The organism is Pseudoalteromonas sp. A601 (assembly GCF_002165575.1).
Classification (GTDB): Bacteria; Pseudomonadota; Gammaproteobacteria; order Enterobacterales; family Alteromonadaceae; genus Pseudoalteromonas.
Genome location: NZ_MXQF01000003.1, coordinates 154,485 through 174,389 on the forward strand (window position 1 = coordinate 154,485; position 19,905 = coordinate 174,389).

The following is a 19,905-nucleotide window of genomic DNA, read 5'->3' on the forward strand; positions in this document are numbered from 1 at the left end:
TAAAATGGACCCAATTTTAGTAATCGACGACCAAGCCGATGTTCGCATGGCCGCCATCGTCGCTTTAAACCAACTTGGCTTGCAATGTATTGAAGCACAAGGCCCTGAGCAAGCTCTTGATATTATAAACAGCAATACAATTAGCCTTATTTTGCTCGATATGAACTTTCGCCTCGATACCACTTCCGGTGAAGAAGGGTTGCGATTTTTAAAGCAACTGCAATCACTTGGCTCAACTATTCCTGTTATCGTAATGACGGCATGGGCGAGTGTCGATGTCGCGGTAAAAGCGATGCAATTAGGCGCTGCTGATTTTGTTGAAAAGCCTTGGAATAACCTGCGTCTAACAAGCGTTGTACAACAGCAACTAACGCTGAAAAAAAGCAATCACGATAATGCCTGCTTAAAAGCACTGAACTTACCAAAAAATACTGATTACATCGCCAATTCAGCGGTAATGCAACAATTACTAACACGCGCTAAACGCGCCGCAAAAACCGATGCCAGTATTTTAATCACCGGAGAAAATGGCACCGGTAAGAGCCTGCTTGCAAACTATATTCACCAACACTCTAACCGCTGCGAGCAACGCTATGTGAGCGTAAATATTGGCGCGATTGCGCCCTCTTTATTTGAAAGCGAATTATTTGGTCACAAAAAAGGCGCCTTTACCGACGCCAAAGAAGACCGTTTAGGTCGCTTTGAAATAGCCAATGGCGGCACCTTATTTTTAGATGAAATAGCCACACTCCCCCTTGAGCTACAAAGTAAAATGCTGCGCGTACTAGAGAGCCAAGAGTTTGAAGTATTAGGCTCAAGCGAGACCCAAACAGCGGACGTACGGATTATTGCTGCCACTAACGCAGAGCTTGCTAAAGCCATTGAAGCGGGGGAATTCCGCCGCGATTTACTGTTCAGGCTCAACACCATTGAACTGCATATTCCGCCACTACGTGAGCGCCCTGAAGACATTATAGAATTAGCCCATCACTTGCTTGCAACACACAGTAAAAAATACCAGCGTGAAGGCATGTCACTGTCAGCCTCTGCGACCAAGGCTCTCACGAACTACACGTGGCCGGGCAATGTCCGAGAACTTAGCCATTGTATTGAACGTGCCATAATCATGAGCGATAACGACAATATTGACGCCAGTGATTTAATTCTTGAACAACCCAGTAGTGATGCAAGCAACACCGCAACGAGTGCATCATTACCCCTGCTGCCTCTAGAAGAACTTGAAAAACAGATGATTCAAAAAGCATTGGCGCAATTTAATGGTAATGTTGTGGCCGCAGGTGAGTTTTTAGGCTTGAGTAAGTCAGCAATTTACAGACGAATCGATAAACACCAGCTTGATTTAAAAGAAGCAGACTTTTAATGGCCCGCACTCACTCGCTCGAACAGCGCCTAATGCGTTATGCCGCCTTAGTGATGTTTATTGTATTAATGCTGAGTATTTTGCTTGTAATAACGTGGGAGCTCGATTGGTTTGCAAGCATTAGTATAATACTCCCCGTCGCTGCAGTCAGCCTGTTTGCAGTAGTCAAAAGCTACAAGCTGACCCTTGATGTTATCGAACGCTTTGGCTCACAGCTTGATGCACTGGCTAACAACGAGAGTAATAGTTGGCATTTAGCGCAGTACCAAAGCGGGCGAGTCGCCAACCTTAAAAATGACTTTACCAAGCTCAGTGACAAGATAGCGCAAAGTAAACGCCACTATATGCAAACCGAAGAGTTCGTGTTTGAGTTTGCCAGCATGCTTGATTTACCCATTGTTATTTTAAACCCTCACGGGCAAGTTTACTTTACCAATAAAGCATTTTTAAACAGCTTAACAACATCCAATGTTGAAGGATTAAGTAGCGCCGACTTAGGGTTAATTTATAACGACGGTCGTTGGCAAATAGAGAAAGAGTCTCGTTTTAAGCGCCGCTTTATCGTATCAGCACAAACATTTTGGCGCACAGGACGAAATTACGAGCTGCTTACGCTATTTTCTATTGAGCAACAGCTACGCGCAAACGAACAAGATATTTGGCAGCGCTTAATTCGCGTGCTCAACCATGAAGTACGTAACTCCTTAACGCCCATTTACTCCATGAGCCAATCTTTACAAACCATGAAACAGCAAGGGCAAATAACCCCAAGCCCAGACCTTGCTCAGGATATGCTGCAAGTGATTGAAAAGCGCGCGCAACATTTATTAGATTTTGTAAGTAGTTACAGTGCATTTGCAAAACTCCCCACGCCAAATAAACAAAAAATCAATAACGAGCAAGTGAACTTACGGCTACAGGCAATATTCCCTGAGCTCGTAATTCACTCATCTCAGCCAGTTAATTTTACCGCCGATTTAGGTCAGCTTGAACAAGCACTTATCAACCTGATAAAAAATGCCTTTGAAGCGGGCGGTAACACGCCCCCCACACTCAACTGGCAACAGGAAAATGATGGCGTTGTGATTGAGCTGACTGACAGCGGTACTGGCATTGCCAACTCCGATAACCTCTTTGTGCCATTTTACTCAACCAAAGCACAAGGCGCAGGCATTGGTTTGGTGATCAGCCGCGAATTAATACGCAACCAAGGTGGCGAGTTGACTATTAACGCACGTTCAAATAAACCGGGAACCCAAGTATTCGTGTCCTTGCAATCACGTTAGTCGTTTTATCATTCGCTTTAGCGCGGGCGCTTTGAGTGGTTTGTAAAGCAGCGGGTAACCTGCATCAAGCACCCGCTCACGAATACCTTCATCATGATTGGCTGTGTTAACTATGGCGGGCAGTGTATCAAGGCCTGCCTGCTCAATAACGTCAAGCCCAGTCACACCGTCATCTAGTTGATAATCAACGATCAGTAATTGTGGTAAAGCGTGAGCTGATTTTAATTGTTCAAGCTCTACTAAGTTAGTTGCAGTGGCTATTTCACAGCCCCAATTTTCAAGTAATTGTTTAAGTGCTTCAAGGACATTGCTGTCGTTATCAACTAACCAAATTCGTAACCGACCTAACTCTGTTTCTTGGCTTTGTTCGATATGATGAACACCATTATGAGTATGATTTTTTTTACAAGGCAGCGTTAGCGTAAATTGCGTGCCTTTGCCCAGCTCTGAACCCATAACTAAGGGGATATTAAGTAAATCACAAATACGCTTAGTAATGGCTAAACCCAAACCTAACCCTTCAGCGTTATGCTTAGCGCCTAGTTGTTTAAACTCTTGATAAATAGTTTGCTGATCAGCCGTTGCAATGCCAATACCCGTATCTTCAACAATGAAAGAAACATGCTCATCATGATGTTGCATTTTCAACCGTACTTCACCTTGGTCAGTATAACGAATTGCATTACTCAGTAAATTACGGAGAACTCGACGTAGCAAGGCTTTATCTGTTGTTAAACGAACGTCACAGGTTTCAATAATAAAGCTCAACCCTTTATCTTTAGCAAGAGCTGCATAGTCATTACGTAGTGGCTCAACGAGGCTGCTTGCCAAAAACTCACTCGTTTGCACTTTAAATGCACCTGAATCTAACTTGGTTAATTCTAAAATACTCGATAGCAGCTCCTCGGCACTTCCCAGTGAATTTTTAATATTAAGAGCCAATTCTTTGAGCTCAGTATTATGTGCTTTTTCATTCATAAGTGAGCAAAATAAACTAGCAGCATTGAATGGTTGCAATAAATCGTGACTCGCAGCGGCAAAAAAGCGTGTTTTACTCACAGTCGCTTGCTCTGCGACTTGCTTGGCTTGTGATAGTTCATGATTTGCTTGCGTTAACGCAGTGGTCCGTGCTGCTACTTTTTCTTCAAGGCTAACATTGGCCTCGGTGAGTGCTTTTTGCTGCTTAACAAACTCAGTAATATCTGTATACGTGGTTGCAAAGCCCCCGCCCGGCAAAGGGTTACCTTGCATTTCAAACACCCGGCCATCATTGTGAAAACGCTGGTATTTATACGTGCTACCTTGTTTTAAATACGCTAGCCGTTTCTCAACTTCATTATTAATGTTTTCACTACTAAATAAGCCGCGCTCAGCATTAAAGCGAATAATATCAGCCACTGGCCGACCAATATAAAGCGCGTCATCAGGGTAGGCAAACATCTGTTTATAGCCTTGATTCCATGCCACCAAGCGTAACTCACTGTCGACCACACTAATACCTTGCTGTATGTTTTCTATGGTCGATTGTAATAAATCGCGATTAAACTTTAATACTTGTGTTGCTTCATCAACAAACTCAGCCACTTGCTCAAGCGGTTGACGCTGCTCATTCTTAGCAACGTCTAAAATTAACCGCGCAGATGCACCACCAATCACTGCCGACATCTCTCGCTCAATTAATAGCTCAAGTTCAACATTAGCTGGATGCTTCCACTTACTTTTATCAGCAGGAAAATAGTCACTCACTAAGGTTTGGCTGGCATCTTTCTCAGCAAAGCGTTGCAGTAATGCCCCTAAATCGTGGTAGCTAAGTGGTTGCAAGGCTGTATTTACTCGCGAGTCAGTTACTTGGCTAATAAATTTATTACTTTGCAAGCGCTCAGCTAATGTGGCTTGGCTAAACAGGGGAACTAAAAAATAAACTAAGCAGTTGGCACCCAATGATAAAATTAACGCTTGGCTAATACTCTCAAGCCCAAGGGAAAATAGATCCGTTGGTGCCAACCAAACAATCTGCCAAGGACCATTTACTAGCCAGCTGTTATCACCGCCTAAACCGCTCGCTAGATTTGGTAACAATAAGGTGTAGCCCCAAATAACAAAGCCACTCAAAATACCCAATTGTGCGCCTTTACATGAGGCTTGCCGCCACCATAATCCAATGATCATCGCAGGAGCAAACTGTGCCACAAGAGTAAACGACATTAAACCTACATTGGCCAGTGTATTGGTCTCGCCCAACACCCGATGAGTAAAATAACTAAGCAGCAAAATTAACACAATAACCACTTTTCGGGCATGCAGTAAATTGCTCTTATCAAGTCCTCGGCTACTCGAAGTAAGCTGTGAACGACGGAGAATAAATTGGTTAATAAAGTCATTGGTGATCATGACCGACAATACAATTGCCGACACAATCACCATACTGGTTGCAGCAGAAAAGCCGCCTAAAAAAGCGAGTAAAGCAACAAGCGGGCTGTCTGCCGCCATGGGAAGTGCCAGTACAAAGGTATCGTAACCAACATCACTGTGCTGAAAGTAAATCAAGCCAGCATAAGCAATCGGCAAAATAAATAGATTAATAAGTAATAAATAAACTGGAAATAACCAACGTGCTGTTGTCAGCTCTTTGTCATTATTATTTTCAATAAAACTCATATGAAATTGTCGCGGCAAGCATAAAGTAGCCAAAACACCCAATATTGTATGCGCAACATATACATAGGTTGGGCTTTGAGTTGCGGCTACTTGCTTATCTATATTAAGCTCACCAGCTTTCGCAAACAACACGCTCGGGCTATCAAAAAGCACAAAGCACACGTATAAACCAACCACAATAAATGCAATTAATTTAACCACAGACTCGAATGCAATACTGGCGATAAGCCCAGGGTTATGCTCACTTGGTCTTAATCGCCTAGCACCAAATAAAATAGCAAATAGCGCTAATAACAAGGTGATATAGAAAGTACTGTCAGCCCAAACTTGATGACTTTGTGATGCAGCCCGTGCAGTGAGTAAGTTAATGCTTTGCGCGGTTGCACTAAGCTGTAACGAAATATAAGGCACAATTGCAATTACTGAAATCAGCGAAATCAAGCCTGATAAACTTGATGATTGGCCATAACGGGTAGCAATAAAATCAGCCATTGATGTTAGCTTTTGCTGACGACAGATATGCGCAATACGACAATAAATTTGCCAGCCAAAAAGAAACAATAAAATAGTACCTGCATAGGTTGGCGCTAACCACCAGCCATTATTTGCCGCTTGCGCTGTAGTCCCAAAAAATGCCCATGAGGTACAATAAACACCTAACGATAAACCGTAAGTTAAGCCTTTAAAAGGTAATACTTTTCGTCTATCAGCCCAGCCAGCTACAGCAAATAAAATCCCTAGATAGACCACGGCAAGCAAGCTTATTGACCAAAGAGAAAACATAATCACAGATTCTTTTAATTATTATTAAATCAGCATAGGTGTTTTTGTAAAAAAAATCAGCACTAACTTTAGTCCTAAGTAGCTGTTGTAAAAACAGCTTTATCAAAACAAAGAAAATAATGAGAATTATTTGCAAATGGATGTTGACACATCACAAGATCTAATTGATAATCAATATCAACAAGTCAATAGACATAACGACTTGTCAGAACAGAATTTAATTTGTTTCTCGACCCTGAAACATCGTGTAGCCCACGTAAAAAGCTAAGGTTATCTGGTATTAACCGCAACGCCCCTTGATGTTGATAACAGATAACCACCCTACTTGCTACATTGCTCATATCGGTGACGGTAGATATGAAACTAAAAAGCCCTTACGGGCTTTTTTTATGCCTAAAATTCTTATAAAAATTAGTTCCACCTGGTAACTAGTTCAATTAAATAGAAATAACCCACAAACAAAACTTAATGAGAATTATTTTCAAATAGATGTTGACAGCCCACCTAATCTAACTGATAATCAATATCAACAAGACGGTAAAGCACAACGGCTTGTACGGAATAAACTGAATTTGTTTCTCGACCCTGAAACACGTGTAGCCCACGTTAAAGCTATGGTTACCTGTTATTAATCGCAACGCCCCTTGATATTGATAACGGGTAACCGCCCTACTATTTTACTTGCTACATTGCTCATATCGGTGACGGTTGATATGAAACTAAAAAAGCCCTTACGGGCTTTTTTTATGTCTGTGATTTATGGCTTGAAAAGCCTTAGCAAAAACTAACGACGATTTTTACGTGCTCGCGCTCGGCGTTGCTTTTTCTCTTCTTCTTTAGCTGCTTTTTTAGCTTCAGCTGCAGTACGAAGTTCAGCAACCATCACTTCTTCTTCTTCACGCATGGCTGGTGTTTCCATAGTAATACGGCCAATAATGCCATCGCGTAATTCATTAATTAGAATTTCTGACATTTTATACGTATCGATTTGGTTACCACCGCGAATACAGCCACGTTTTTTACCCGCCATTTCAACAAATTCCCAATCGCTTTGCGGTAATTCATCAATTTTATAACGCGCTTTTAAAAGTTCAGGGTAGGCATGCAATAAATATTCAGCGGTATAACTGGCCACTTCTTCATAATCAAGCGCCGTATCACGAATAGCCCCTGTAGCACCAAGGCGATAACCTGAGTTTTCATTTTCTACTTTTGGCCATAACATACCCGGCGTATCGTAAAGCATAATGCCATCTTCAAGTTTAATACGTTGCTGCGCTTTCGTTACCGCTGGCTCGTTACCTGTTTTTGCAACTATACGACCTGCTAAAGTATTAATAAGCGTAGACTTGCCCACATTCGGGATACCCATGATCATGGCTTTAATTTGCTTATCAGCGCCAACCTTATGCGGCACTAGTTTTCTACATAATTCGTTAATGCTATGAACCTGCCCCGCTTTATCATTACCGAACGCAATGGCTTTTACACCACTTTCTTGCTCAAAATAATCTTTCCACGCTTGGGTCATTTTAGGGTCAGCTAAATCCGCTTTATTCAAAATTTTGATGACCGGCTTGCCTTCGCGCAAACTCGTCACCATAGGATTTTCACTACTGTAAGGAATGCGCGCATCAAGCACTTCAATGATTACATCCATTTGTGGCATGATTTCTTTAATTTCATTACGGGCTTTGTTCATATGCCCAGGGAACCACTGTATTCCTGCTCTACTCATTTGATTTGTATGACCTTTAATTTCAGGCCTTAGGCCATGGGTACTAATGTGGGTACTAAAAGTAAAGCTATGCTTTTCACTCTTAATTATAATTATAGTTTACAGTATTTATTGCTGCTATTGCATAACTTTATAACAAAACCATTATTTAAATCATATATGATAAAAAAAATGATTGACTGGCACCGTAGGAAATGAAACCATAAGTTAAGTCATATAAAGCGAAAATTATGACTAAAACTTTAAATTCTATTTTAGGAGCATTTATGGCACATAACACTGAAAGATTAATCGAATTTTCCATCAGTAAAAATACTTATACCCGTATGGAAAAATATGCGATGGGTTTTAATGATACTCCTGATAAAGCAATTAACCGGTTATTGGATGAAGTAGAAAAAGTATTGAGCTCTGATAATAAAGAAAAGAAGCCGACACTTTGTTTTGATAACCTATCAACAGATGAATTTCAGTTCGAGTTAATAAATACAAAACAGGCTGAAATTACTATTTTCTTTAAAGATGGTAGCCATTCGGTTAAGTGCTGGGACGCTAAAAAGCTTACCCAAGAATCGAATTTACTGGCGAACATTTGGTCTGGCCCTTTAAGAAACTGGAAAAATAAAGGTATAGTTAAAGCTGATTTTAAACTCTACAATGAAAATGAGGTTAAAAGCAAAGGGCTCAATGTTTTACTTATAAAAAAGATCTCTGAGAAACTCAATATTCCCCATAAGCAGCTACTACAACGCAGCGTAAATATTGAGTTAATCCATGAGGGCTATCCCCACTTAAAAATCACCTTCCCTGAAGGTAAGCCTCCTTATGCAAGCTTGTTTGGTTTTAACAAAGAAGACAATTGCTACTATCTCACAGAAAAAGATATAGGCCTTCCACTTTAACTAACCGACATAGAAGCAGGTGCACATGCACCTGCTCTGGTATTTATTTTTAGAGGTAATTATGGAGTTATATAAACAAGAGTTTTGCCAAGACTTTGATCTCGGCTTTGACTTAAATGATCACCCTTACTTAATAGATAAAAGCTGGCATAACGATCTGTGTCCAAGTTTTAACTTTAAAGTAGGCGAACAGTATTATGTATTATGGGTTGATTATGCTGATGTAGAGCAAAGAGAGGAAGATACGCCTAGATATGTAATAGTTGAAGCAATAAATGAGGGAGCTAATGAAGAGCCAGAGATCTATGCTAGCAATGATGAAATCACTTTTGAGTGTGAAGACTACACTGATTTGAAGCTCTTTTTAGATTTTCTGGGTAATACCAGGGAAAGCCATTAAATTAATAAGTATCAACTAATATTTCTTGCTGATTTAGCTCTAAGCCAAACGTAGGGATCGTATATGTATCATCAATGTATAGTCTTATCCGACAAGCAATTGTTGGCTATGATATGAAGCGCAGTCTAGCCAACAATTTCGAATCCGACTTAAGGTCTTATTAGTTGCTTTGAAGACCAATTAAATCTCTCAGTATCATAGCTCGCTTATTTCGATTTGATCTACTAGTTGTCCCTTGAAGGCTAGCTAAATAATAATCCTTCACTACCCCTTCTTTATACTCGGAATCAACTTCTGAATAAAATTTCTTAAGTGTGCCTGATAATTGCTCGCTATGAAGATAATGATCATTTAGGTTTACAGCTCTATCTAACTCGATAACTACAGTAAAGAAATCAGCTTTTTTCCATATTCTACATTCAAAGGGAAAATCACAACGATCAATCAAGGAAAAAACTTTTGTAAGCCTACTTTCCAGCTCTCTTTCTTTAGGAAACTCATCATTGTACATACTTAAGAAGTCTTCGACTTTTTCGTCTCGGTTAAAATATCCCGTCATCATAGTTATTAATAATTCTAATGTGTACCTGAGGTCATTCATTCTTCGAATATCTGTAGGGCTAAAAATACGGTGACATTCAAAAAAATCACCCTCTGAAATCTTCTGAGCGAAATTTTTCAACGCGCCATCATAACGCGCATGGTTAATTTCCATCGCGTTTAATGCATATTTAGTCGAATTTATTCTTGTGAATATCTCCCTTATGCTGTCGAAGTCTTCTGTTTTTAGCATCCTAACTACAATTTGATGATTAAGGAAATCCCTTTTTTCAACCTCTGATAGCTCACAAAATTTTGGAATGCTTTCGGATAGCTTTAGATCAATATTATTAGTGACATATTCAAACAAAGTAGATAGCCTTTGCTGCCCATCAACAAGCATTTCAGCTCTCATACCACTATTTGCATCTACCTGAAGTTCAGTCAAAAATATTTCAGGAAGTGGGTATTTATTTAAAACGGAATCAATAAAAGCACTTTTATGTTGATTCGACCAAACAAGCTTACGTTGAAATTCTGGGCGAGGAGAAATAACCTCATCCCTGATTTCTTGCATCAATTGTTGAATTGTTCTAGTTTGCGTATATGAATCCATTAAAACGACTCCGCTTGTTTGCATTTTTCAATACATAAGGACTGGTATTTATCCAAAAAACTCATTTCTCTGTATAAACCAGCATTTATACTTTGCATTCCAAATCGTTGTGAATTCGATAACTCCGTAAAGTATTCCCACCACTCATTTGCAAAAGAAAACTTCTTGGACGGTGGTAACTTATCAGGTCTAATCCAACCGTCGAAAAAATGATGCTTAAATTCATTTTTCTTAGGCCAATATTGACGAGAGTTTTTATAGTCTAAAACTGAGTGCCAAACACGATCAAATAATACTGGAGAAATTATTGCAACATCAAGGTCCGAAGAATCTCCAAACTCTCTATATCTTTTATCTGGAGCAAGACTAAATCCTACTTTTGCAGAGCCAACAAGAATAATTTCGTTAGGATGGACACCAAATTGACCAGAAATTGCATCTTTCAAACTAAAATGATCACAACTAGTAAGGATTTCACTTTCTGCTGCCGTTATATATTTTTGAACTAAGTGAGTTGTCCCAAGATTCAAATCAGCTTTAAATCTTGCTATCTTTTCTTCCATATTTACTATAATCCCAAATTAACTCATACATTTTCAAGCTCAACTCTACTATACAACAAACATTTCATAGGAGTTGAACATATACTTTCTTGGCGAATATTACTCAATTTTTATTATTATCAAATAATGTAAGTAGCAGCCACTTTTTGACTTTACTCACTTATAAGAATGTTATCAGCATGATTACCACTCGCGACTAGGGCCTTCTCTGTATATTTATACAATATGTGATAAACAAAACTTATTAAAAAAGCCTCAATTTTTGGGCTACCAATCAAATAAGTCTAATCATTTATACCGAATGCTAAGATAGGAGCTGCTACAACTAAAATCAGTTTAACGTTTGAGAATAAACTTTCTCAACCTCTTTAAATACAGATGCCTTTTCAAGATTAGACAACGTAGTGAGCTTCATAGTCCTATCTATTGGCCGATGCGGTACAGACTCAACAGGAGAGCTAAGAGTAAGGGGTTTTCCAAGCTTAAACAGAACGCATTCTTCGGCACTAGGATTCAATTTACCCGCCTGCTCAATAGTTAAACTACTTCGCGCTACTATTTGGCAGTCAATTACTGGCCATACTTTTTTTATAGATTTAGTTCGAGAGTTAATAGCACTCGTAGAGGCAATGGCTAAATACCTAATTTCCTTTAACACATTGAGTTTTGAGTTTTTTGTTGCTGAATTGAAAGTAGCTAATGGGGTGTGATACCAAGATGCTAAGCCATTTTCGAAGCGTTCAAAATAGCTTTTATCTCGCCCTGCCAACCCACCTAAAGCAGCTGTAAAAACCAAATCAGGATATAGCATCTGCTTCATACCTGCATATGGAATTCGGGCTGCTTCTTGAACATATAAACTCTCTTCTATCTCCTGAGAGTTCTTAGCATAGTCTTTATTCCCATCACCCAACTGTTTACGTAAAAATTCAGCAAGCCAATAACTACCACTTTTCCCACCAGCACTTGGCAACAATGCAAATGCACCTATACCTATTTCATGAATAGCCTCGTTATAAGGGTTACTTTGTGGGTTAGTCTCTTGTTTAAAGTAACCTGGATATAAAGCAAACGCACCAAATATGGGTCTGCTCTTGTTTATGCTGTCTGACTGGCTTTCTTTATTTATATGAATTAACGCATCCCTGTAGCGGTGCATCTGATTTATAGCATCATCAGGCACAAAGTCTGTTGTATCAATATTGTCTTCATCATAGCGGCCTTGCTTCGTTTTGATACGGTACTTGGCATCAAATATCCAAATAAATCGCTTAGAGTTGGGCTTGGGTAACGTTACTTCAAGTACAATGTCTGGGTTTTGGCTAACTAAATATGACTTAATAGGATTACCACTTTTACTAAACCATGGCTCGTGCAATAGTTTTGCTTTTAGACCATCCTCACGCTCAAATTCAAACGCGCCTGCTAAGCCGCCTTCTAATTTATACTCTAAAAAGTCGTTTAACTGTAAATTATTTAGCTTTTTTGTTTTATCTTTAAAGCGCAGTTCATTTATTAAAATATTTCGAATCTCTAAAAAGCACCACACTTCATATATTTCAGCGACAGACTTCATTGATACGCTTGATTGTTCTTCAAACACATCCAAATAGTATTTTAATTCTTGCCACACGCGATATACAGCGCTATAGCCCGTTTTTTGCTGCAAAACTAAAGATTCGCTATTAAGCCCTGTATACGTGCTTACCTCTTTAAAAAAGCTCTGATTTAGTGTTTTTTGTAAAGGTTTTTGCCACTCTTGTAATTCATTTAAAAAGCTATTTGAAAGGCGTTGCTTATCTGGTGCTTTATTTGCTTCCCTTAGTTTATTTTCAAATTTGGCAATACACTTTTTACTATTTGTAACCACCATTTTTATAAAACGGTTTTCAGGTGTATTTACACTAAGCTGTCTTTTTTCAACTTTATACCGCTTAGCGAACTGCTTACTTTTTATATCTTCTTTAACCTTTTCACTTAAACGTTGAGGTAAACGCCCTTTCAACCTATCCGCTTTTGAATATGAAACATATGACTGTAAGCGACTGTGCGGAGCTTGAGTAATAACCTTAAGGCCATCTTCAAACCGTTTGCGTAAATTATTAAAGTTAGCAAGCCACAGCAGAGGAAAGTGACCTCTTTGCTGCCCCTTAGAAGCATTCTGTTCTGTTTTTTCAAGTAAGCTAAAGCGCCATAGTGGAAATTCTTTATCAATCATTTTATACATGGCAGGTAAGTCGCTATGCATATCCATTTTTGTTGGCAGTACTTCAAAGGAAATATTACTTTTAAATACCTTTTCACCTGCAATAAACTCAAGCGGCAAACGCATCCAACCAACATCATTCCCCGTATTTAATGTACCTGTTAATCGTGCTGAAGAAGTTAAGCTCGCTCTTTTAAAGCGAAAGCTATCATTAATGCTTTGGCTACGGTGGGTTAAATAAGCACTTTCAACTTCAGAGCTAAACTCCCATTCAAATTGATATTGTGTATTTTCAAAAAAAATAGGCTCGGCAATACCTATGCTATTAGCGTGATTAGTCGCTTCATACTCTTTTTTATCTACTACTAACGTATCAACATCTAAAGAAGGGGACAGCTTAATTGCATAAGTCGATTCTTTGGCGAGTGTTTCAAGATCTGAACAAGCGATATTGCGTTTACCAAACGTGGCTTGGTAAACCTGTTTTCGTTTAAAAATATCGTTCGTCCAGATAGATAATTCAAACTGTGATGATTGCAGATATAAAAGCTCTTGCATTCCTTAGCACTCCATCCAGTTTAATTAAGGCCAAAAACTTGTAAAACCAAATGTTGTTAACCTATCTTCCATCCAGTTTATTTTTTCTTTGCTCCGGCAAGTAATATGAATTAATTTATCGCCATCTACATTTTCACGGTACAAATCAGGTCTTGCTTTATCTGAGCCAGGTAATTCATTCCAAAAGCTACCAAATTCACTTTCAAGAATTTCTTCCAATTGTTTCAATATCGATATATCGACAGTTTCAACTGCGGCAAGCTTCTCGGTATCACCTTCAATACGGGGTAAAACCTTACACATTAAAAAGTCATCCCATACCGCTTTTAAGTCAACCTCTTCTTTGGGTTCGCTACTTATAACTGCTAATAGCAGCTCGTTAAGCGCTCTGTATGCAAGCTTAAATGGCGTATGTGCCAATACGTTATTTATTGCATTAATAAATGCAATACTTTTACGACCATCTATATCTATTTTAGGGAGTTTATCGGTACTGGTCCGTGCGTCAGAGTAAATAGGGTAACTCAATGCCTTATTGGTGGTTGTAGGTGCAAAAAAATTATCGAAATCGTTAGGGAAAAAGTCGCCAAAATCAAAACTTAGCGCTCGGTCTATTACTTTACGAGAAAAGCCATGGGTAGTTTCATCCATATTTACTGTGCCAGCAACTATCAAGTTAAATGGAATACTTAAACCATATTCACAAATATGTTGCCACGCATCATCATAATTCGCATCCGCAAACCCCAGTTCCTCACGTAGTTTTTCAATATTATCGATTGATTGAATTGTAGTAGCTTTTAATAGTGGGTCACACGAGTATTGAAAATCATCTTCATCCCAAGCCCAACACCTTGTTTCAATGACTGATAAGTAATCCGCAAAGTACTGTTCAACAGGCGCTAAATTCATTTCGTCCAAGCAAAGCCAATATGGTTTTATTGCATCAATGTCTGATACGCCACCTTGAAGGCATAAAAGCTTTTCATTTACTGATAATGAAATACCTTTATCAAGTATTTCACGCCATGCTTTAGCAATAAACTTAAGTACATCCGTTACTACAAACTCAGCACATCCACTTAAGCGAGATACATATCCCAGTATGTCACTAGGCTCATGCCAATCAGGTCGCACAGATGTTAAGCAGTAAGTATCTGCTAAGGAGCCTGTTAGCTCCGCCTGCTCTCTGACAAAGCGAGTTTTACCTGTTCCTGATATACCCGCTAAAAGAAGGAAAGGCTTAGATAAAAGCGTTACAGTATCTAAACTAAAAGAGGTTAATAAATGCGCTTTATAATGTTCATCAGATACATCAAGAGTTTCTCCTAATGGGTGTAACTCTTGATTCATCAACTGTATAACTTTATTTTTAGTTCTGTTCCTTCCCTGTTTAGGTTTCATGTAACCAACTACAGGGAAATTTGCAATTATTGTTTCAATAGCGCTGCGGTCATTACTACCAGAGCGAAGCTCTGTATCTACATGTATAGGAGCCCCACCTTGAAGTTTGTGAAGTAAAGCTTCAATTCGTTCAAACCTTATTGAGAAATTGTTTTCACCACGAGATACATTTACCCTTCCTGTTCCACTCCAATCAGTACTTTCTATAATGACTATATTGCGGCCAGTAATATATTTAAGTTCTACATTAACTAGCTCGTCTATCCATGTTTTTGTTTGTTCAATATCCATTTTTATTACCATTCATTTTTATTTTTCTAAGTAATCTTTTATTGTAGATGCAATACCATAAGAAAATAAGTATGGCACTCCATTACCAATAGTTTTAAACATTGCACTTAATGTCATAGTCTGAGGAAATTGGAATTCCTTTGGTAAAGATTGTATTGCCAGCGCTTCAGCTGCTGATAACCTTCTTGCCTCATATGGATGGAGGTGAACCTCATTATTACCATATGCGGCAGTTGGTGAATATCTATATCGATGCAGTCGTTTATAAGATTTTTTAGCTGTATCGCCTTCTTCTATAACTAGGAACTTAGCAAGCCCAGCTCTTGGCGTAAAGTGAGCTTTAGCGTTCGGATGAGCACTTACATCATTTTTATCAAACCAATATTGAATTGTAAGGTCTTCGGGAACATTATCAGGAAAAGGGGGCTGCTCTCCAAACCTATTTGTACTGGGCCAATTAAAGTCAAATGCCACTCGATTGGGATACTTCATATATTTTTCCCATTCAAACTTAGCTTCTAATTTAGCTTTAGTATTTTTTATACCAAACAGTATTATTCTGTCACGATCTTGGGCAACACCGAATTCCAATGAGTTAATTAGTCTGTTATCTAGTATGTATCCTGCATCTGTAAGCTCACTTTTTAAACGCTCATAAAATTCACGATGCTTCTTCGTTCTCCATAGTCCTTTTACATTTTCAAAGACAAACCAATCTGGTTCAAACTTTTTAATACAATCAATATATGATTGAGAAAGTTTACCATTTTCACCCTCTTGCCCCTTGTTTTTTCCACCTACAGAGAAGTCTGGGCAAGGAGGCCCTCCTACAAAACCAACTAATTTGCCATTAGCTTGCTCCGACTTAACGCTCTTAGCTAGTGAGCATTCATCACGTTCTTCTAAATAATCCTCGATTGAACCAGTATGATAACCATACTTGGGTTGAGAATGCCCCATCAATTGACGGCTGTGCTCATAAGCATTGATAAATGATTTATCAATCTCATTAACAAAGACAACATCAAACCCAGCTTTCTCAAAGCCTAGGTCTAAGAAACCTGAGCCAGAAAAAAAAGAAAAGATCACACTATTCAAAATACATACCTATTAATAAGCTTGAAAGCTTTGAAAACTTGACCACACAGAAATTGTTTCTCTCTATAATTAAAGCTGAAATAATTAGTTCGCAAATGGTTTCAGCTTGATTAACAGAAAATAAAGATTTAAAACATTGGCTAACTGGATGGCAGTTTCAAATGATGGGCTATATTAGCAATTGGCAATTATTAGGCAAGCTTTCAGTATATTTAATAGAGCTCCTTACATATGAATTTTATCTAAAAGCTAATTCCACAACTTATACCTCTCTTTCCCCTAATCTATCCATTATCCAATCATCAACCTCTGACTCTAACCAAGCCACTGACTTTGCACCAAGTGGTACTTGTTTTGGGAATATGCCTTTAGTCATAAACTCATAAATTGTTGAACGGCCTAGTGATGTTTTTTCGATTACTTCTTTTAATTTGATTAAACGCATGGAATTTCTCCGGTTGGTTATTAGTACATAACCTTTCCGGGGTCAGTATTTTTTTATGCTCTTCAAACAAAAAACTTACACACATACATCACTAACTTGCATGAACCACTTAAGAGGAATTTACAATGCAAGATCAACAGTCGTTATATGAATTTAAACACCCCGTAAATGATGAGCAAATACTTGAAGCAGCTGCATACATAATCGCTAAGAAGCAGTTTAGAGGTGGCGTTTTAAATAGCCCTAATGATTGCGAAGAGTACTTAAAACATAAACTCGCGATACATGAACATGAAGTATTTGCCGTACTGTTTTTAGATAGCCAGAACCGCATACTGGAGTTTAAAGAGCTATTTAGAGGCACTATTAACGCTGCCAGCGTTTACCCTAGGGAAGTTGTTAAAGAGGTGCTGGAGCTTAATGCTGCGTCCGTTATCTTGGCTCACAACCACCCTTCAGGGATTACTACCCCTTCTCAAGCAGACAAGCTTATTACTACCAAATTACAGCAGGCTTTAAACCTAATTGATGTATCGGTGCTTGATCACATCATCATTGGCGAGAATACGTATTCGTTTGCTGAGCATGGTTTAATTTAAAAGGAGTTAGATGTGAGATTAAAAATAGAGCAAGTATCAGGCTTTAAAGTGCCTGACTCTTTTATTGGTATGATTGTAAGTGCTATTGCGAATAGAGGTGATTCTGTAGGCGGAGCTAAAGCGGTTACGCTTAACTTTAGAGATCCAGATTACAGCCCTGAAGCTGGAGGCTTTCACCCTGTAGAGGTAAGGCTAGAAAAGCAGGCCACCAGCTGGCAGCTTAGTTATATTACTGACTTTTCATATCAGGGCCGCCATACCCCTGAACTGATAAAAGAAATTGATGTGTGCTTTAGCATTAAGCAGGTTTATCACTTTTTAGCTGGTTGGTTGAACGCTAAGGAAGGTAAAGAGTTGTTAGCCTTGTTCATTTCAAACTTTGTTGAGTACTACAACACAGGTTGTTATCAGGTTACGGTTACAACTGAATAAAGGGAGGTTTTTATGGCTGAAGTACAAGCGGTTAAAGATCTTGATACAGTAAGATTTGTTAGTTATTTGCTAGAAAAGCGTTGCTCAAAGCAAATGAGCCAAATATGGAATATTGGCTTAAATCTCGCGCTTAGAATATCTGACTTACTTGCAGTGAAATTTACTGACATAAATAACGATAGGTTGATTATTTACGAGTCAAAGACCTCGAAGTTAGCTGAAATAAAGCTAAATGATAAGGCGCTTACCTTAATCAACGAAATTAAGCTTACTCATCCACACCACATCTACTTATTTCAATCATACCGAAATCAACAAGCAATTAACTCAAAGCCTAAACCACTATCGCGTAGAGCGGTTACTAAAGCATTTTCGCTAGTTGGTGAAGAACTAAATATTCATTTAGGTACTCACTCAATGCGTAAAACACGCGGTTATCACTTGTATCAGAAAACCCACGACATCGCCCGAGTAATGAAAATGCTTCGTCATAGCTCCGAAGCAACAACACTTCGTTACATAGGCATAACACAGGAGGAAATAGACAAAGACTTTGAAGAACTAGAGCTATAACCTTTAACAACGTCATTTTGGCGCTTGTTTTACTTAACTAAAAGGAAGGCATTATGTCTTTAGATAAAGCCGTTTCATGCGGCTTAGTTGGTAATGAGCTATCTAAACAGATAACTGGCAGTAATGATGCTAGCGTAAGCAGAACAGCTGTGGCTATAGGCTCCGGTGCAGCCGCTGGAGCGATTACATCTGGCGCAATAGTAATTGGTGCAGGTGTCGCTTCTGCGCCTGTTACAATCCCTTTGGCGGTAGCTGGTGGATTAGTTGCTGGCATTGCTAGTTTGCTTGATTAATAAAATACGAGTGCTCAATATGAGCACTCTTTTAAAGTGTAATAACACCGTTTATTTTTTAGGTTCTCATAATGGTATTTTGGGAACTTGCCAGCCCTTATAAACTAAGGGTTTAAGCTTATTTAGCTAGTTGAAGGTCTCACAACACTGTTAAGTAGCTTAATGGGAAGTTGATTACTTTCTGCTGCAACCAAAGTAATTATCTTTACTACCAAAAGCTTTTGTATCAACTTTTGCAAAATAACTGACTCTAAAGAATAGCTGTTTAAAATCCTCTGCAAAGTTTTCACTGTTTCTATTAAGCCTATATGTATGATTATCAGGAAATTCAACACGCTTACCTGCATCATAAGTTTCAATCCCTATAGCCTTGGCCCAGGCCCTAATTATACGAGAAGCCATATTATCACCATTACCTTGATAGCTACCTAAACCATAATAAGTGTCTTTATTCAGAAATATGGCAACATGATAATGAGGCATGCAAGAGCTATCTTGCTCTTTAACCCATATATATCTCAAACTACTGTGGTGGACATTACCGTTTCTTTTAATTTTACCTTTAATATCACGCTGTATTTCTAGATCTAGATTCTTAAAAAAGCTTGATATATGCGATGTTTGTAAACTTGCAATTTGATCAATAATGCCAAAGCTAATTGGAAACCTTAAATCGAACCTAATAGCTAAAGTCCTTGGGTGCTCATTCAGGCTTTGAGTTAAAACCTGCTCAATAGATATTAAATAATTTTGTATCAAATCTCCCTTATTCCATACAGGAATATTCTTGTAGAAACTTCCTTTATTTATCACTAAGTTCCTATTAACTGGATGACGTTTATTCATTATTTTCCTCTTGATTTTAGTTAGTCACATAAGAGGTGTCTCCTTAGTAATTATTTATCCATTATTCCTTTATATGTTTGAAGAGGTAGTGCCGTGTATATATTACCTATACAGAAAAACACCCCATCAGGTTTGTGTGGTATGAATCAAAAAATCATAGGCTACCTAGTTGAATTTGACTCAATGAAAAAAGAGAAAAGTAGTACCGATGTGGGATCAATTCATCTGCTTATAAAGCTTAATATTTGCTTTTTAAAACTGACATGTAATAGAGTAAAAGATCAAAACATAGA

General features: G+C 38.5%; 17 protein-coding genes. 8 read left to right on the forward strand and 9 right to left on the reverse strand.

What is annotated here, in order from left to right; all coding sequences use genetic code 11:
* The first annotated feature begins 4 nt into the window (after window positions 1-4).
* Both B5G52_RS03550 and B5G52_RS03555 read left to right on the forward strand, forming a co-directional pair.
* Window positions 5-1,381 (forward strand): sigma-54 dependent transcriptional regulator, encoded by a 1,377-nt coding sequence (locus B5G52_RS03550; RefSeq protein ID WP_087531319.1) that lies wholly within the window; start codon window positions 5-7, stop codon window positions 1,379-1,381.
* A complete protein-coding gene (locus tag B5G52_RS03555; RefSeq protein WP_087531320.1) occupies window positions 1,381-2,667 on the forward strand; it encodes a PAS domain-containing sensor histidine kinase in 1,287 nt (428 codons plus the stop codon). The genes B5G52_RS03550 and B5G52_RS03555 overlap by 1 nt, the downstream gene beginning before the upstream one ends.
* On the opposite strand, the gene B5G52_RS03560 is transcribed toward B5G52_RS03555, so the two are convergent.
* The gene (locus B5G52_RS03560) at window positions 2,659-6,108 is read right to left on the reverse strand and encodes a PAS-domain containing protein (RefSeq protein ID WP_087531321.1); all 3,450 of its coding nucleotides are present in this window, start codon (window positions 6,106-6,108) and stop codon (window positions 2,659-2,661) included. The two genes, B5G52_RS03555 and B5G52_RS03560, sit on opposite strands and share 9 nt — an antisense overlap.
* Window positions 6,109-6,892: 784 nt before the next feature.
* Complete coding sequence (gene ylqF, locus B5G52_RS03565) at window positions 6,893-7,846, reverse strand: ribosome biogenesis GTPase YlqF (protein ID WP_087531322.1); 954 nt, start codon at window positions 7,844-7,846, stop codon at window positions 6,893-6,895.
* A 230-nt stretch (window positions 7,847-8,076) separates the two neighbouring features.
* On the opposite strand from ylqF, the gene B5G52_RS03570 reads away from it, so the two are divergent.
* Window positions 8,077-8,748 (forward strand): hypothetical protein, encoded by a 672-nt coding sequence (locus B5G52_RS03570; RefSeq protein ID WP_087531323.1) that lies wholly within the window; start codon window positions 8,077-8,079, stop codon window positions 8,746-8,748.
* A 61-nt stretch (window positions 8,749-8,809) separates the two neighbouring features.
* Window positions 8,810-9,148, forward strand: coding sequence for a hypothetical protein (locus tag B5G52_RS03575; RefSeq protein ID WP_087531406.1), 339 nt, complete (start codon window positions 8,810-8,812; stop codon window positions 9,146-9,148).
* A gap of 160 nt (window positions 9,149-9,308) precedes the next feature.
* On the opposite strand, the gene B5G52_RS03580 is transcribed toward B5G52_RS03575, so the two are convergent.
* The 6 genes from B5G52_RS03580 to B5G52_RS03605 form a co-directional block, all read right to left on the reverse strand.
* On the reverse strand, window positions 9,309-10,304 hold the full coding sequence (locus tag B5G52_RS03580; protein WP_176372491.1) for a DUF262 domain-containing protein: 996 nt from the start codon (window positions 10,302-10,304) through the stop codon (window positions 9,309-9,311).
* Complete coding sequence (locus B5G52_RS03585; protein WP_087531325.1) at window positions 10,304-10,867, reverse strand: hypothetical protein; 564 nt, start codon at window positions 10,865-10,867, stop codon at window positions 10,304-10,306. The genes B5G52_RS03580 and B5G52_RS03585 overlap by 1 nt, the downstream gene beginning before the upstream one ends.
* A 331-nt stretch (window positions 10,868-11,198) precedes the next feature.
* Window positions 11,199-13,631, reverse strand: coding sequence for a restriction endonuclease-like protein (locus B5G52_RS03590; protein WP_087531326.1), 2,433 nt, complete (start codon window positions 13,629-13,631; stop codon window positions 11,199-11,201).
* A gap of 24 nt (window positions 13,632-13,655) precedes the next feature.
* On the reverse strand, window positions 13,656-15,326 hold the full coding sequence (locus B5G52_RS03595; RefSeq protein WP_217896157.1) for an McrB family protein: 1,671 nt from the start codon (window positions 15,324-15,326) through the stop codon (window positions 13,656-13,658).
* Window positions 15,327-15,344: 18 nt separating this feature from the next.
* Window positions 15,345-16,415, reverse strand: a complete 1,071-nt coding sequence (locus tag B5G52_RS03600) for a DNA cytosine methyltransferase (RefSeq protein ID WP_087531408.1) — start codon at window positions 16,413-16,415, stop codon at window positions 15,345-15,347.
* Between the two features lie 271 nt (window positions 16,416-16,686).
* A complete protein-coding gene (locus tag B5G52_RS03605) occupies window positions 16,687-16,869 on the reverse strand; it encodes an AlpA family transcriptional regulator (protein WP_087531327.1) in 183 nt (60 codons plus the stop codon).
* A 125-nt stretch (window positions 16,870-16,994) separates the two neighbouring features.
* Here B5G52_RS03605 and radC point away from each other — a divergent pair, with 125 nt between their 5' ends.
* The 4 genes from radC to B5G52_RS03625 are packed head-to-tail and all read left to right on the forward strand — an operon-like array spanning window position 16,995 to window position 18,766.
* Window positions 16,995-17,468: a DNA repair protein RadC gene (gene radC / locus B5G52_RS03610; protein ID WP_087531328.1), complete on the forward strand. Its 474-nt coding sequence runs from the start codon at window positions 16,995-16,997 to the stop codon at window positions 17,466-17,468.
* Window positions 17,469-17,480: 12 nt separating this feature from the next.
* The gene (locus tag B5G52_RS03615; protein ID WP_087531329.1) at window positions 17,481-17,900 is read left to right on the forward strand and encodes a DUF2787 domain-containing protein; all 420 of its coding nucleotides are present in this window, start codon (window positions 17,481-17,483) and stop codon (window positions 17,898-17,900) included.
* A 12-nt stretch (window positions 17,901-17,912) separates the two neighbouring features.
* Window positions 17,913-18,473 (forward strand): tyrosine-type recombinase/integrase, encoded by a 561-nt coding sequence (locus B5G52_RS03620; protein WP_087531330.1) that lies wholly within the window; start codon window positions 17,913-17,915, stop codon window positions 18,471-18,473.
* A gap of 53 nt (window positions 18,474-18,526) precedes the next feature.
* Complete coding sequence (locus B5G52_RS03625; protein WP_087531331.1) at window positions 18,527-18,766, forward strand: hypothetical protein; 240 nt, start codon at window positions 18,527-18,529, stop codon at window positions 18,764-18,766.
* Between the two features lie 174 nt (window positions 18,767-18,940).
* On the opposite strand, the gene B5G52_RS03630 is transcribed toward B5G52_RS03625, so the two are convergent.
* On the reverse strand, window positions 18,941-19,612 hold the full coding sequence (locus tag B5G52_RS03630; RefSeq protein ID WP_087531332.1) for an inovirus Gp2 family protein: 672 nt from the start codon (window positions 19,610-19,612) through the stop codon (window positions 18,941-18,943).
* Window positions 19,613-19,905 lie beyond the last annotated feature (293 nt).